Origin of the sequence: Prevotella aff. ruminicola Tc2-24 (assembly GCF_900110895.1) — a bacterium.
Classification (GTDB): domain Bacteria; phylum Bacteroidota; class Bacteroidia; order Bacteroidales; family Bacteroidaceae; genus Prevotella.
In genome coordinates, this window is the sequence record NZ_FOIQ01000001.1 from 375,451 (window position 1) to 390,423 (window position 14,973).

The 14,973-nt window shown below is 52.3% G+C and carries 14 protein-coding genes; 1 reads left to right on the plus strand and 13 read right to left on the minus strand.

Annotated features, from left to right (window positions below):
- Positions 1 to 140: 140 nt before the first annotated feature.
- Positions 141 to 2,666 (plus strand): ATP-dependent Clp protease ATP-binding subunit, encoded by a 2,526-nt coding sequence (locus BMY63_RS01640; protein WP_091914277.1) that lies wholly within the window; start codon positions 141 to 143, stop codon positions 2,664 to 2,666.
- Between the two features lie 25 nt (positions 2,667 to 2,691).
- Here BMY63_RS01640 and BMY63_RS01645 read toward each other — a convergent pair whose 3' ends face one another.
- The 13 genes from BMY63_RS01645 to pfkA form a co-directional block, all read right to left on the minus strand.
- Entirely contained in the window at positions 2,692 to 4,629 is a 1,938-nt protein-coding gene (locus BMY63_RS01645; protein ID WP_091914279.1) for an NAD(+) synthase, read from the minus strand.
- Positions 4,626 to 5,330 carry a DUF2027 domain-containing protein gene (locus tag BMY63_RS01650; protein ID WP_091914281.1) on the minus strand — a complete coding sequence of 235 codons (705 nt, stop codon included), beginning with the start codon at positions 5,328 to 5,330 and terminating at the stop codon, positions 4,626 to 4,628. Before BMY63_RS01650 ends, BMY63_RS01645 begins: the two co-directional genes overlap by 4 nt.
- Positions 5,331 to 5,364: 34 nt before the next feature.
- The gene (locus BMY63_RS01655) at positions 5,365 to 6,345 is read right to left on the minus strand and encodes a F0F1 ATP synthase subunit gamma (protein WP_091914283.1); all 981 of its coding nucleotides are present in this window, start codon (positions 6,343 to 6,345) and stop codon (positions 5,365 to 5,367) included.
- A 19-nt stretch (positions 6,346 to 6,364) separates the two neighbouring features.
- Entirely contained in the window at positions 6,365 to 7,948 is a 1,584-nt protein-coding gene (gene atpA, locus BMY63_RS01660) for a F0F1 ATP synthase subunit alpha (protein WP_091899430.1), read from the minus strand.
- 100 nt (positions 7,949 to 8,048) lie between these two features.
- On the minus strand, positions 8,049 to 8,585 hold the full coding sequence (locus BMY63_RS01665) for a F0F1 ATP synthase subunit delta (protein WP_091899431.1): 537 nt from the start codon (positions 8,583 to 8,585) through the stop codon (positions 8,049 to 8,051).
- Between the two features lie 13 nt (positions 8,586 to 8,598).
- Positions 8,599 to 9,114, minus strand: a complete 516-nt coding sequence (atpF, locus tag BMY63_RS01670) for a F0F1 ATP synthase subunit B (RefSeq protein ID WP_091899432.1) — start codon at positions 9,112 to 9,114, stop codon at positions 8,599 to 8,601.
- Between the two features lie 21 nt (positions 9,115 to 9,135).
- Positions 9,136 to 9,390, minus strand: a complete 255-nt coding sequence (atpE, locus tag BMY63_RS01675; RefSeq protein ID WP_091899433.1) for an ATP synthase F0 subunit C — start codon at positions 9,388 to 9,390, stop codon at positions 9,136 to 9,138.
- 48 nt (positions 9,391 to 9,438) lie between these two features.
- A complete protein-coding gene (gene atpB, locus BMY63_RS01680) occupies positions 9,439 to 10,503 on the minus strand; it encodes a F0F1 ATP synthase subunit A (protein WP_256218892.1) in 1,065 nt (354 codons plus the stop codon).
- 10 nt (positions 10,504 to 10,513) lie between these two features.
- Positions 10,514 to 10,921: a hypothetical protein gene (locus BMY63_RS01685; protein ID WP_091914287.1), complete on the minus strand. Its 408-nt coding sequence runs from the start codon at positions 10,919 to 10,921 to the stop codon at positions 10,514 to 10,516.
- Entirely contained in the window at positions 10,914 to 11,165 is a 252-nt protein-coding gene (gene atpC / locus BMY63_RS01690) for an ATP synthase F1 subunit epsilon (protein ID WP_091914289.1), read from the minus strand. Before atpC ends, BMY63_RS01685 begins: the two co-directional genes overlap by 8 nt.
- A 59-nt stretch (positions 11,166 to 11,224) precedes the next feature.
- Positions 11,225 to 12,751: a F0F1 ATP synthase subunit beta gene (gene atpD / locus BMY63_RS01695; protein ID WP_091899436.1), complete on the minus strand. Its 1,527-nt coding sequence runs from the start codon at positions 12,749 to 12,751 to the stop codon at positions 11,225 to 11,227.
- Positions 12,752 to 12,866: 115 nt separating this feature from the next.
- On the minus strand, positions 12,867 to 13,964 hold the full coding sequence (locus BMY63_RS01700) for an AAA family ATPase (RefSeq protein WP_091914291.1): 1,098 nt from the start codon (positions 13,962 to 13,964) through the stop codon (positions 12,867 to 12,869).
- A gap of 27 nt (positions 13,965 to 13,991) precedes the next feature.
- Complete coding sequence (pfkA, locus tag BMY63_RS01705) at positions 13,992 to 14,969, minus strand: 6-phosphofructokinase (protein WP_091899438.1); 978 nt, start codon at positions 14,967 to 14,969, stop codon at positions 13,992 to 13,994.
- Positions 14,970 to 14,973 lie beyond the last annotated feature (4 nt).

A 14,973-nucleotide genomic window follows, 5' to 3' on the forward strand; every position in this document is an offset into this window, starting at 1 on the left:
AACCGTGCAAAGGTAGTTATTTTTTTCCATTCCGACAAACCTTTTAAGCTATTTTAGCGGAAAGTTTTTCGGTAAGTTTGGCACGATGTTTGCAGAATTATTCGTATATTTGCATTATCTAACAAAAATACATTTATAATATGACTAGCCAGTTTTCACCCAAAGTATCGGAAATACTCGCTTTCTCGCGTGAGGAGGCAGCACGTCTGGCCAGCCGTTCAGTAGGACCGGAGCACCTGTTGTTGGGTATGCTCAGAAGCAATGACGGTCCTGTCATCGACCTGTTTCATCGTCTTAACCTGAACTTACAATCAGTCAAGACGGAACTGGAGGAAAGGGTACGTGAGGACGAAATCGGAATGCCAATCAATACGACAGAGCTTGTGCTCAACGAGAAAGCAAGTAACATTCTGAAGCTGGCCGTTCTGGAAGCCAGAATCCAGAGGACGACCAAAGTAGACGAACAGCACCTGTTGCTGGCCATCCTGCATGATGCCGTTAACAATGGTGCCAAACAAGTATTAGAAATGAACAATGTCAATTACGAGGATGCGATGGCTATGCTATTCGCCCCGCATAATGGAATCACTAACGGTATCGGACTCCCCGACGAAGATGAGGACGATTTCGATGAAACAGAGGACTTAGGTGAGTCCGGGCAGTCCAAGAAGGCGACGGCTACCACCCAGAAGAAGTCCACCTCGAAAACACCTGTCTTGGAGGCTTTCGGCACCGATCTGACCCAGGCTGCCATTGACGGCAAACTGGATCCGTGCGTGGGACGAGAGAAGGAGATACAACGTATCATCGAGATCCTCGGAAGAAGGAAGAAGAACAACCCGATCCTGATAGGTGAACCGGGTGTCGGTAAGAGCGCCATCGTCGAAGGACTGGCACAGCAAATTGCCAGTCATCACACCAGTCCGATGCTCTTCGGAAAACGGATCTTCACCCTCGACATGACGGGTGTAGTTGCCGGCACGAAGTATCGCGGTCAGTTTGAGGAACGTCTGAAAGCCCTGATGAAAGAGTTAGAGGCCAACCCCGACGTGATCGTGTTCATCGACGAGATCCATACCATCATCGGCGCGGGCTCAACACCTGGTTCCATGGATGCCGCGAACATCATGAAGCCGGCCTTGGCAAGAGGCACTATCCAGTGTATTGGTGCCACGACTCTCGACGAGTACAGAAACTCCATCGAGAAAGACGGAGCCTTGGAGCGTCGCTTCCAGAAGGTACAGGTAGAGCCGACCACCAATGAGGAGACACTGCAGATTCTTCAGAATATCAAGGAACGCTACGAGCACCATCACCATGTCATCTATACCGATGAGGCTCTAAAAGCGTGTGTCAAATTGACAGACCGCTACGTGACAGACCGGTTCATGCCTGATAAGGCTATCGATGCGCTCGACGAGACGGGATCACGTGTCCACCTGGGTAATGCCCAGATTCCACCCGAGATCACCGAGAAGGAGAAGGAGATCGAGTTCGTGAAGGAGAAGAAACAGCTTGCCGTCAAGAACCAGAACTTCGAGCTCGCTGCGGGCTATCGTGACCGCCAGACCGTGCTGGAAGCAGAGTTGAAGATCCTGAACGATCGCTGGAAAGAAGGCGATGGCGAGGAACGACAAGTCGTAAGTGCCGAACAGGTTGCCGACGTCGTCTCGATGATGACTGGTGTTCCCGTACAACGGATGGCCGAACAGGAGGGCATCCGTCTGAAAGGTATGGCGCAGGAACTGAAGAATGCCGTCATTGCTCAAGATGCGGCCATCGACAAGATGGTGAAGGCCATCCAGCGCAACAGGGTCGGTCTGAAGGATCCCAACCACCCCATCGGTGTGTTTATGTTCCTCGGTCCTACAGGTGTCGGTAAGACTTACCTTGCCAAGAAACTGGCAGAATTCATGTTTGGCAGCAGCGAAGCACTGATCCGCATCGACATGAGCGAATATACGGAGAGCTTCAACACCTCCCGACTGATTGGTGCCCCTCCGGGATACGTGGGATATGAGGAAGGTGGACAACTGACGGAGCGGGTGCGTCGTCACCCCTACTCCATCGTCTTGCTCGACGAGATAGAGAAAGCTCATGGAAATGTGTTCAACCTCTTGCTGCAGGTGCTTGACGAAGGACGACTGACGGATGGCAATGGACGGTTCATCGACTTCCGTAACACGGTCATCATTATGACGTCGAATGCAGGAACACGTCAGTTGAAGGACTTCGGCCGAGGGGTTGGCTTCAGTGCGTCGAACAGCACGGGTCTGGCTCTCAACGAGCGCGACAAGGCCAATGCGCGTAGCATCGTACAGAAAGCGCTCTCAAAGCAGTTCTCACCTGAGTTCCTCAACCGTCTTGATGAGATCATCACCTTCGACCAACTCGACTTGGAGGCTATCAAACGGATTATCGATATTGAACTGAAAGGACTCTATCAGCGTATCGAACAGATTGGCTACCACATCGACCTCGCCGACGATGCCAAGGAGTTCGTAGCCACAAAGGGATATGATGTGCAGTTCGGTGCCCGTCCTCTTAAGCGCGCCATCCAGAACTATATCGAAGATGGCATCAGCGATCTGATTGTGAATGGCAATCTCGAACCCGGTGCCACGATCCACATCACACTAAAAGAAAATGAGTTAGCATTCAGCTAACTCATTTTTCTTTATCTTCAATATCCTAAAGTTTTTCACATTCCTTCATCCATATCGCATACGACGCGTCACTCGGCATCCGCCAGTCACCGCGCGGCGACAGACTCACACTACCGACCTTCGGTCCGTCGGGCAGACAACTGCGTTTAAACTGCTGCGTGAAGAAACGGCGACAGAAGGTGGTAAGCCATTTCTTAACCACATCCTCCGTATAGAGAGGCTCTCCTCCATTGTTCGTCGAGGGGACACAGAATGCCCGTTGTGCCAGAAGGAAGATCTTCTTCGGACTGAACCCGTAGCGGAGGAAATAATAGATGAAGAAATCATGCAACTCATAAGGACCGACAAGATCCTCGGTCTTCTGTTTAATCTTTCCATCCTCGTCGGCAGGAATCAGTTCCGGCGATATCGGCGTGTCAATGATATCGAGCAGGGTCTCCGTCGCCATCTCACCAGCCACATAACTGACCAGATAACGGATCAGCGTCTTCGGTACACCGACATTCACACCATACATCGACATGTGATCACCGTTATAGGTGGCCCAACCGAGTGCCAGCTCCGAGAGATCACCCGTTCCGACCACGATTGCATTCTCCTTGTTGGCCACGTCCATCAGGATCTGCGTCCTCTCACGGGCCTGTGAGTTCTCGTAAGTCACATCATGCAGGTCGTGATCATGACCGATATCCTTGAAGTGCTGGGTCACAGCCTTGGCAATACTGATCTCACGGATGGTCACACCCAGGGTCTCCATCAACTTCATCGCATTATGATAGGTACGATCGGTCGTCCCGAAGCCCGGCATGGTGATGCCGATGATACCCTTCCGATCCAGTCCGATCTTATCAAAGGCCTTCACCGTCACCAGAAGAGCGAGGGTGGAATCCAATCCACCACTGATACCGATCACCGCCTTCTGGGCGTTGACATGATAGAGACGTTTCGCCAAACCAGACACCTGGATATTCAGTATCTCCTCACAGGATGCTTGCATATTCTCGTCCTTCGGAATAAAGGGATGCGGGTCTATCTCTCGCTGCAACTCGAAGTCACGCGGTGCGACAGGCTTACACGCCACCTCATGCGCACTGGCATGACGCTGTGCATTGATGAACGTCGTATTACAACGACGCTCCACACGCAGTTTCTCTATATCAATCTGAGTCGTCCGTATCTGTGGCTGGAACGAGAAACGGTCGCCCTCAACGAGCAACTGTCCGTTCTCGAAGATCATGGCATTACCGCCATAGACCACATCCTGCGTCGACTCTCCGAAACCACAGCTTGCATAGACATAGCCACAGACCATTCGTGCACTCTGCTGGGCCAACAACGACTTCAGATAGGCATGCTTACCGATCAGCTCGTCACTGGCCGAGAGGTTCAGGATGATGTCTGCACCGGCCAATGCCAGATTATTACTCGGTGGAATCGGAGCCCAAACATCCTCACAGATCTCAATACCGAACTTCATACCGCCACGCGTCACGAACAACTGAGGCTCGGCACTGACATGGACAGGACTGCCTGCGAAATAGATGTCCGTAGGATTCAGATCCTGGGCAGAAGCGAACCAACGTTTCTCGTAGAACTCACCATAGTTAGGCAGATAGGTCTTGGGAACGATACCCAGAAGAGAACCGCCTTGTATGACAGCCGCACAGTTATACAACAGACCGTTGATCACAACCGGCAGACCGACCACGGAGATAATGTCCAACTTCCTGGTGAAGTCAAGCAACACCATGACGCCCTCCTCCACCTTGTCGAGCAACAACTGCTCCTTGAAAAGGTCCTGACAGGAATAGCCCGTGACACAGAGTTCCGGGAACACCATCAACTCAATGTCTCGTCCTTCCGCCTGGGCGATCAGACTCTCAATCTGCTGGATGTTGTAATCGACATCCGCTACTCTCACCGCAGGAACGGCTGCGGCCACCTTCGCAAATCCGTATCTCATAACTTAATCTTTTGGACATCATTCTCAATCACCGGATATATCAGTGCCGGCTGCTCAAAGAAATCATTCTCACGGAACGCATGTAGCTTATAGAATTTCACCGGATCCATACGCACCTGTGCGTTGACCACCGGCTTCAAAAGGAAATGCTTGTCACGCTTATAGGCGATCATCTGCACACAGCCATGCTCCAGTTCGTTCAGGTTCTCCCGTCCGAACTCCTCAATAAACTCCTTGGTGTTTGGTTCGATCTCTCCTTCTGCCCGCACCTGCCAGGCATTGCCCTCAGCAGTCATATAGACATAACGCAGGTAGTAGTTAGAATCGTTCACCAGATAGGTCTCGAAACGTGTCTGCGACAATTCTTTCACATCCATCGGCACAAAAGCCAGATAAGCGCTCAACTTATCACCGCCACGACGTTCTTCCGGCTTGGCACGGAAGGTGATGGGTCTGTCGGCCGGCTCTGTCTCCTCATCCTCGTCATGAGCATGCAGGGCTGCCTTCACCGAACTGGCCTTGGCCTCCACCACATGCTTCGTGTCGTAGTCTTCGTCGCCTACCACCACGACCTCATTGATGAGCATAGGCATCTGGAAGCCGTCCTCGTCCTCTACGAGAACGATGTTCTTCCCCTGGAAACCAGCTACGCGTCCACCGCCGACCTCACTGAGGAATCTCACTTGATCTCCGATCTTCATGATATATAGGTTGATTACAGGTACAATAAACAGCTTAGTTGTTGACGGAACCGCCGACGATATCGAGCAACTCGTTGGTAATGGCCTGCTGACGACTCTTATTATACTGCAGGTTCAACTGTCTGAGCAACTCATCGGCATTATCGGTCGCCGTCTGCATGGCCACCATGCGGGCGGCATGCTCCGAAGCATTCGAGTCGAGCAGAGCTGTGTAGAGCATCAGGTGGGCCAACTTCGGTATCAACTGCGAGAGAACGGTATCCATGTCGGGCTCTACGATGAAGTTATCATTGAGTGGCTTCACCTCCTCCTGACTCCGGTCTCCCGACTCCTGTCCTCTGTCCCCTCTCTTCTTCAGATACTCCTGCGACTCTCGCGTGGCCACCATACTGGTGAGATCACGCTCATGGTCGCGCTGCAACTCCTCCTCGATATCGATGGGCAAGAAGGTCTTACGAGTGAGCACCTGCGAACCCGCGCTCTTAAAGTGATGATAGATCAGTTCAACCTTATCTAACTCACCTTCAGCAAATTTCCGTCCGAGTTCCATGGCGATCTCTATGCACTGATGTACGTTAGGTTTGTCGGCCAAAGCCGAGAACTCACCTTGCACATTCAGTCCCATCTTCTGGGCTTTCTCATAGACCTTCCGACCAATAGGATATACCTCCACGTTCTCACGACCTATCTCCTGCGCATAGGCATCAACGGCCTGGTTCATCATCTTGATGATATTGGCGTTGAAACCTCCGCAGAGAGAGGAGTTCGACGAGAACACCAGAAGTGCCACACGTCTCACCGGACGCACCTGATCATAGATGGTCTGTGAGTCGGCCTCGGCAGCCAAGAACGACTTCAGGATATGCTCCAACAAGGTCTCGTAGGGAAGCATATTCTGTATCGCCACCTGGGCATGGTGCAACTTCGACGATGCAACCATCTTCATGGCCGACGTGATCTTCCGTGTGGAATTTACAGAGGCAATCCGTCCTTTAATTTCTTTCAGACTTGGCATAATTCCTTGTTTTAAGGACTTACTTATACGTTCCCGCGATGTCGGCCATGACAGACTCGATCGTGGCGGTCGTAGCGTCGTCGATCTTTCCACTGGCAAGCGTCTCGATCACCTCAGGGTGAGTAGAACGCATCTTGTCGAGGAACTGTCCCTGACACTCGCGCACCTTGTCGATGGGCACCTCACGCATCAAGCCATGGACACCACAATAGAGGATGGCAATCTGCTCTCCTACGGGCATCGGACTATACTGAGGCTGAATCAGCAACTGGTTGTTCTTACGACCACGGTCGAGGGTCATCGCCGTCACGGCATCCATATCACTCGAGAACTTCGAGAAGGCCTCGAGCTCACGGTACTGGGCCTGGTCAATCTTCAGCGTACCGGCCACCTTCTTCATCGACTTGATCTGTGCCGATCCACCGACACGGCTCACAGAGATACCGACGTTGATGGCAGGACGGAAGCCCTGGTTGAAGAGGTCACTCTCCAAGAAAATCTGACCATCAGTGATGGAGATCACGTTCGTGGGGATATAAGCCGACACGTCACCTGCCTGTGTCTCAATGATAGGCAGAGCGGTAAGAGAACCGCCACCCTTCACATGACCCTTCATGCACTCGGGCAGGTCGTTCATCTGCTCAGCCACCTCCTGCTGCTCGTTCATCTTGGCGGCACGCTCAAGGAGACGGGAGTGGAGATAGAACACATCACCCGGATAGGCCTCACGACCCGAAGGACGACGCAGAATCAACGACACCTCACGGTAAGCTACGGCCTGCTTCGACAGGTCGTCATAGACCACGAGGGCGGGCAGACCACGGTCACGGAAATACTCACCGATGGCAGCACCGGCAAACGGTGCGTAGTACTGCATGGCAGCCGGATCGGCTGCAGTAGCAGCCACCACGATGGTGTAAGGCATGGCACCGTGCTCCTGCAACGTAGAGACAAGAGCGGCTACGGTACTGGCTTTCTGACCGATGGCCACATAGATACAATAGACAGGCTTACCTGCCTCATAGAAACTCTTCTGGTTGATGATGGTATCCACGGCGATGGCTGTCTTACCCGTCTGACGGTCACCAATGATGAGCTCACGTTGACCGCGACCGATGGGGATCATCGAGTCGATAGCTTTCAGACCGGTCTGCAACGGCTCCTTCACGGGCTGACGGTAGATCACACCGGGGGCCTTACGGTCAAGAGGCATCTCGAATGCCTCGCTCAGGTCGATATCGCCCTTACCATCGATGGCTTGTCCCAGCGGGTTGATCACACGACCGAGCATGTTGTCATTAACACGGATAGAAGCGATACGCTTGGTACGCTTCACGACCATACCCTCCTTAATGCCCGATGTCGAACCGAGGAGCACACAACCGACGTTATCCTCCTCCAGGTTCATCACGATAGCCATCGTACCATTCTCGAACTCCAGGAGTTCGTTGGCCTCGGCATTACGCAGACCATAGATACGAGCCACACCGTCGCTGACGGTGAGCACAGTACCCACCTCGTCGAACTTCTCTGCTTGAGAGATGCCCTTCAACTGGTCAAGCAGGACCTGGGATACTTCGCTTGGTTTAATCTTATCTGACATAAATACTTTAATTCTATTTTCTTTCTACCACGAATTTCACTAATTTCACGAATTGCTGCGCTTGACAAAAATTAGATTAATTTGTGTCATTCGTGGTCGTTTACTTCTTTAGTTGTGTTAAGATGGAGTTGAGCTTCGTCTTGACACTGGCATCCATGCGATAAGTGTCATACTCGAGGATGAAGCCACCGATGATATCGGGGTTCACCTCCGTCTCGAACTCCACCGTTCCATTGGTCTTGCTCTCCACCAACTGGCGCATCTTCTGCTCTGTGGCAGGTGACACTGCAGCAGCGGTGATGAGACATCCTCGGATGACATTCTTCTGTTGCCGGTATAGCGTGACATACGAATGGGCGATGAACTGCATCACACTCTCTCGACCTTCTTTGAGCACCAACTCGACAAAGGCCTTGGTGAGCGAGGAGGGCTCCTTGCCGACAGCGGTCAGCAAGAGCTTCTCCTTATCGTTTTTCGAGAGCATCGGATTGTCAATCGTCAACCGCAGCTGCGGCACGTCGGCATAGCTCTTGGCGAGCTGCTGCATCTCGGCATATACCGCATCTTCGATCTTCGCGTCAGTAGCACTCTTGAGCAGCGCACGGGCGTATCTTACCGATATGACTCCTATATCCATACGTTATATCAAATTAGTGAGTTGAAGAAATATCATCCAGCATACGGTCAATCAGATCCATCTGCGACTGATCATCCTTGAGGTTCTGTTTGAGAACCTTCTCAGCGATCTCGACACTGAGCGTGGCCACTTGGGCACGGATATCGGCAATGGCGGCCTTCTTCTCCTGTTCGATGGCATTACGCGCATCGTCAAGCAGACGAGCCCCCTCACTCTTGGCCTTCTCCTGTGCTTTCTCCACGATCGCGTCGCGCGTCTCGGCAGCTTCTTTCAATATCTGAGCCTGCTTCTCGCGAGCCTCCTGCAAGATGGATTCACCTTCTTTCTCGATATTGGCAAGACGCTCCTGAGCCTCGTGGGCCTTACGGAGACTCTCGTCGATATAGTTCTTCCGTTCCTCCACCATATGGGTTATGACGGGGAAGCCGAACTTGGCAAGAAGGAGAAAGACCACCAAGAACGCCACGAACATCCAGAAGAAGAGTCCGAAGTCGGGCGTAAGTATTGATGGTAAGTTAATTGAGTCCATTTGCACAGATGAGTTTGAGGATTAGATGAATACGCAAAGTGCACATACGACGACAGCGAACAGGGCAACACCCTCAACGAATGCGGCTGTCAGAATCATGTTGGTACGGATGGTACTTGCTGCCTCGGGCTGACGTGCGATGGCATCCATAGCATTACCACCAATACGACCGATACCGAGACCGGCACCAATAGCTGCAATACCTGCGCCGAGACCGGCACCAAACTTAGCAAGACCAGCAGCGGCTGCTGCCTGTAATAACAATGATGTTATCATAACTTTAAAATTTTAGTTGTAAATATTTAATGTTTTAATTTTTTATTTTCACTCGTGATGATGCTCGGGATGTGCCAGTCCGATGAACACGGCACTGAGCATCGTAAAGACATAAGCCTGTATAAAAGCAACCAGGAACTCCAGACAGTTCATGAAAAGGATCATCACGAAACTGAGCAGGGTCAGTCCTGAGCCCAGGCAGGCATTCAGCGACCATCCGATGAAGATGATAGCCGTGAACGACAGGATAATGGCGTGACCGGCCATCATGTTGGCAAAGAGACGGACCATCAGGGCGAAAGGCTTGGTGATGATGCCGAAGAACTCGATGATAGGCATGATAGCCACTGGATAAGCCTTCAGGAAAGCCGGCACATCGGGCCAGAAGATCTCCTTCCAGTACTCCTTATTCCCGAAGAGGTTGACAGCCAGCATCGTACAGAGCGCCAGGAAAAAGGTGATGTTGATGTTACCCGTCACATTGGCACCACCGGGGAAGATAGGCAACAGTCCCAACATGTTGGTGATCAGGATGAAGAAGAACACCGTGAGCAGGTAAGGAGCATACGGACGGTAATGCTTCTCACCGATGGAGTCCTTGATCAGGTCATCGTGAATGGTCATCACCAGCATCTCCACCATACCAACAAAGCCCTTAGGCACATCCTTGGTCGCATCGTGCTTCTTATACCACGAGGCACAACCAAGGAAAATAGCCAGCATGATGGCTACGACAATCCATATCTGAACCACACTCTTGGTGATACTGATATCCCACGGACGGACACTCGTCCCGTCAGAGAGACGCTCGTAGATCTTACCGTTCTTCTCCTCATTGAAATAGAAGCCCATGTAGTCGGCCTTCCCCTCCTCCATCGCCTCCTCGATGCGCGAGCTGCAGAAAGCATGCCACTCACCGGTGGCCTCACTTCTGACGATAATCGGCAGAGGAATACTGATATGATGACCGCCTACGGTGGTGATATGCCACTCATAAGCGTCAGAGAGGTGACCAAGCACAATCTCCTTCACGTCCACCCCCTCACGCTCGTTAGCCGACACAGGTGTGCCGACGGCAAAAAGAAAGGTTAGACATAAAAGCAAATATCTCATTATCTTCACTTTATACATTTTGTTTAATCTTCTTCTCGTTCCTGACGAAATACCACGTATCATAGATCAGAACTACGAAATAGTAAATCAGGAAGATGCCGACGAACCACAGGATTGAAGTACGACTAGAAGCCAGGAAACAGAACGCCAGCACAACGACGATGGCAGCAAACATACGGATAGACGATGCCGCCATGTAGAGTGTAGGCATGCTGGAAGGCGATGTCGCCTGAACCCACTTCCACACCAGGGCGTAAGCGATGCAGGCCACCAGTTGGAACACCGCTGAGATACAGATCGGCTTTGCCATCAGCTCCACATCACCCCAGATGTTGACATAGAGCAGGAATAGCAGACTGAGACCTGCTATCAGACAAATACTCTGTCTCAGGTAGGTATTGACAACGTTCTTAGTCATGTTCTTGTAGTTCTACGCAAAGACTTACCTTATTCTTCTGTACCTCCACAAAGCCACCAGCGATAGCGATGGTGTGCTTACCGTCGGCAGCAGCATAGATCACGTCGCCCTGAGACAGTGACGAGATGATAGGCGCATGGTTCGTCAGGATCTCAAACTGTCCCATGGCACCAGGCACCAACACACTCTCAACGGTTCCGTCGTATTCAATTTTCTCAGGCGAGACAACCCTCAGTTGCAACATATAGTTCAATGTTCTAAGTTCAAAGTTCAAGCTCGCGATGAAGCGAGAGCAGAGTCAAGTCACCCCTTCGCGGCCTCAAGCAACTTCTTGGCCTTCTCCTTGGCCTCCTCGATGGTTCCGACATTGAGGAATGCCTGCTCAGGCAGATCATCCACCTCACCGTCGAGAATGGCGTTGAAGCCCTTGATGGTCTCCTCAATGGGCACCATCACACCCGGCAGACCGGTGAACTGTGATGCCACAGAGAACGGCTGAGAGAGGAAGCGTTGTACACGACGGGCACGGTTCACCGTCAACTTATCCTCGTCGGAGAGTTCGTCCATACCGAGGATGGCGATGATATCCTGCAACTCCTTGTAACGCTGAAGAATCTCCTTCACGCGCTGGGCACAGTCATAGTGTGCCTTACCCACGATCAGCGGGTCAAGAATACGAGAGGTAGAACCCAGAGGATCCACAGCCGGATAGATACCGAGCTCAGCGATCTTACGGTCGAGCACCGTCGTCGCATCCAAGTGCGTGAACGTGGTGGCAGGTGCCGGGTCGGTCAAGTCGTCGGCAGGCACATACACAGCCTGCACGGAGGTAATAGAGCCCGTCTTCGTTGAGGTGATACGCTCCTGCATCGTACCCATCTCCGAGGCCAGCGTCGGCTGATAACCCACGGCCGACGGCATACGACCCAACAGGGCCGACACCTCAGAACCAGCCTGCGTGAAACGGAAGATGTTATCGATGAAGAACAGGATATCGGCGGCACCGCCGTCCTTACCACCTGCATCACGGAAGCCCTCGGCCACGGTCAGTCCCGACAGGGCCACAGAGGCACGTGCCCCAGGAGGCTCGTTCATCTGTCCATAGACCAGAGTAGCCTGGCTCTTCTTCAGCTCCTCGGGATCGACGAGTGAGAGGTCCCACTTGCCTTCATCCATCGCCTGACGGAACTTATCACCGTAACGGATCACGCCCGACTCGATCATCTCTCGGATCAGGTCGTTACCCTCACGGGTACGCTCTCCCACGCCGGCGAACACTGAGAATCCATTATGTCCCTTGGCAATATTATTGATCAGCTCCATGATGAGCACGGTCTTTCCTACACCGGCACCACCGAAGAGACCAATCTTACCACCCTTCATATAGGGCTCCAACAGATCGATAACCTTGATACCTGTGGCCAGGATCTCCTTCTTCGTGGAGAGATCCTCAAATGTCGGAGCTTCGCGGTGGATTGGATAAGCGCCCTCCATATCGAGTTGTTTCATACCATCGATAGGCTGACCGATCACGTTCAGCATTCGACCCTTGATCTGATCACCGGCAGGCATCACGATCGGTGAGCCCAGGGGGATCGCTTCCAGTCCACGGTGCAGTCCGTCGGTATTATCCATAGCCACGCAGCGCACCGTATCCTCACCGATGTGCTGCTGCACCTCGGCAATCAGTTCGCGCCCGTCGCCACGGTCAATTCTCAAGGCATCATGAATCTTCGGAAGCACTTTTTCCGCATCCTGTCCTTCCGTATCGAAATAGACATCGATAACAGGACCGATAATCTGCGAAATGTGTCCAGCAATTTGTGACATATGCTATTTATTTAATTGTTGTTTGGTTTAAGTGATGTTAGTTACATGCAAAGGTAGATATTTTTATCCTAACAGAATTCTTTTCAGTGTAAAATTATCCTAAATTCTCTGTTTTCTATTTCCTCAATGCCAGCGTATAATTATAATAGCGACTGTTTCCCGTCACCTCCTCGATCACCTTGACGAAAGGCGGGAAATTCACGGTTTCCTGCTCGGCAATACCCTTTGTCTCCATCATCACCAGATTGTCGATAGGCGCCAGGAAGGTGTCGATCTCGAAATACTGTCCTTTCCAGATAAAGCTCCGACGGTGCTTATGGATGGTCTGCCGATAGGGATCGGCCTGCTGGAGCAACGACTTATAGAGGTTGTTGTTCACCTGACGTTCCGTCTCTATCTGCTCCGTATCAGAGATACGTTTCTTCGTACGGTGCACGTTGACCACCTTACCGTCCCAGATACGTCGGCGCAGACGCACCTCACAACCCGGCTCAGCCACCAGGTAGGTCTGGATGATATCACTCTCCGTACACTCGGGGATCTCACCGACGATCTCCACTCTGTAGACCCGTTCCTCCTGCACCCGCTGAGGCAGTCCGAGCACATTCGAGATCTCCTTGATGACACGATTCAGCTTCGCGTCGAAGTCGTCATGGTTGTTGATCACTCGCAGATGCGGATGACCGGTCCAGGCCTTGATCACCTTCTTGTCCAGTTCCCGGGCCAGACGCAGTCCTTCCTCGTCGGCATTCTCATAACGGATGGCGTTCGTGGCCGTCGTATAATACTGCTCCGCACCGTCGGCGGCACTCACCAGATGGAGCACCGCGTCATAGCGTTCACGCAGACGGTTGGAGTCCGACCCGCACATCGCCGTGATCTCCTCCCACTCCTCGGGCTTCATATAGGCAGAGATATCCATCGTCCCTCGGTCACAGACCATCAGCACCGGTTTTGTGCAGACCTCGGCCAACCGCTGGAAAGAGTCTTCCAAGGCCAACTGTGTCTCAAGGATGGCTCGTTCTCCCTCGTAATAGAGGTTACGGTTAGGTGTCAGGTAGTTCCAGCCGCCCTGGCTATACAGCGTAGGCACCTCAGGCACCATGAACACCTTGTATCCCATTCCGGAGAAATACTCATTAATCTTCACCAGTGCCGTCGTCTTACCGGCACATGGTCCTCCCGTCAGAACAATCTTCTTGATTTCCGCCATGTTGTCTTTCTAACTCCTGCTTACGCCTTAAATACTTAATTCATCAAGAACCGTTATCAGCTTCTTATCAAACGGTTTATCAGTACGGATGCACTCACTGAATGGTACGTACACCACCTCGTTGTTGCGGACACCGACCATGATATTACGCTGTCCCTGACGCAGGGCCTCGATGGCACCGACACCCGTACGACTGGCCAGGATACGGTCGTGAGCCGACGGTGTACCGCCACGCTGCAGGTGACCCAGGATCGACACACGGACATCAAACTCCGGGAACTCCTTCTTCACACGGTCGGCATAGTAGAGCGCACCACACTTCGGACTCTCCGATACGATGACGATACACGACTTCTTCGACTTACGGATACCACGTCCCATGAACTGTGCCAACTGGTCCACATCTGTCATATCCTCAGGAATGATGGCGGCCTCGGCACCACTGGCGATGGCTGAGTTCTGGGCCAGGAAGCCCGCATCACGTCCCATCACCTCGACGAAGAAGATACGCTCGTGCGAGTTGGCGGTGTCACGGATACGGTCCACACACACCATGATCGTGTTCATGGTCGTATCATAGCCGATGGTAGAGTCCGTACCATAGAGGTCGTTATCGATGGTGCCAGGCAGTCCGATGCAGGGGAAGTCGAACTCCATACCGAAGTCACGGGCACCTGTCAGCGAACCGTTACCACCGATCACCACCAGTGCGTCGATCTCCTCTCTCACACAGGTCTCGTAAGCCTTCAGCTTACCCTCGGGTGTCATGAAGTCCTTGGAACGGGCTGTCTTCAGGATCGTACCGCCACGGTTGATGATACCACTCACGTCCTCTGTCGTGAACGGCTTGACCTCACCTTTGATCAGACCATCATAACCACGGTATATGCCTTTGATGTTAAACCCATTATAGATGCCGGCACGTGTCACCGCACGGATAGCGGCATTCATTCCCGGTGCATCACCTCCTGAGGTGAGCACACCAATCGTCCTTATCTTTGTCATTTCC

Excerpts from the sequence above, each read along its gene's own strand:
- BMY63_RS01640 (WP_091914277.1), top strand. The coding sequence starts at position 141 with ATGACTAGCCAGTTTTCACCCAAAGTATCGGAAATACTCGCTTTCTCG.
- BMY63_RS01645 (WP_091914279.1), bottom strand. The coding sequence starts at position 4,629 with ATGAGATACGGATTTGCGAAGGTGGCCGCAGCCGTTCCTGCGGTGAGA.
- BMY63_RS01650 (WP_091914281.1), bottom strand. The coding sequence starts at position 5,330 with ATGAAGATCGGAGATCAAGTGAGATTCCTCAGTGAGGTCGGCGGTGGA.
- BMY63_RS01655 (WP_091914283.1), bottom strand. The coding sequence starts at position 6,345 with ATGCCAAGTCTGAAAGAAATTAAAGGACGGATTGCCTCTGTAAATTCC.
- atpA (WP_091899430.1), bottom strand. The coding sequence starts at position 7,948 with ATGTCAGATAAGATTAAACCAAGCGAAGTATCCCAGGTCCTGCTTGAC.
- BMY63_RS01665 (WP_091899431.1), bottom strand. The coding sequence starts at position 8,585 with ATGGATATAGGAGTCATATCGGTAAGATACGCCCGTGCGCTGCTCAAG.
- atpF (WP_091899432.1), bottom strand. The coding sequence starts at position 9,114 with ATGGACTCAATTAACTTACCATCAATACTTACGCCCGACTTCGGACTC.
- atpE (WP_091899433.1), bottom strand. The coding sequence starts at position 9,390 with ATGATAACATCATTGTTATTACAGGCAGCAGCCGCTGCTGGTCTTGCT.
- atpB (WP_256218892.1), bottom strand. The coding sequence starts at position 10,503 with ATGAGATATTTGCTTTTATGTCTAACCTTTCTTTTTGCCGTCGGCACA.
- BMY63_RS01685 (WP_091914287.1), bottom strand. The coding sequence starts at position 10,921 with ATGACTAAGAACGTTGTCAATACCTACCTGAGACAGAGTATTTGTCTG.
- atpC (WP_091914289.1), bottom strand. The coding sequence starts at position 11,165 with ATGTTGCAACTGAGGGTTGTCTCGCCTGAGAAAATTGAATACGACGGA.
- atpD (WP_091899436.1), bottom strand. The coding sequence starts at position 12,751 with ATGTCACAAATTGCTGGACACATTTCGCAGATTATCGGTCCTGTTATC.
- BMY63_RS01700 (WP_091914291.1), bottom strand. The coding sequence starts at position 13,964 with ATGGCGGAAATCAAGAAGATTGTTCTGACGGGAGGACCATGTGCCGGT.
- pfkA (WP_091899438.1), bottom strand. The coding sequence starts at position 14,969 with ATGACAAAGATAAGGACGATTGGTGTGCTCACCTCAGGAGGTGATGCA.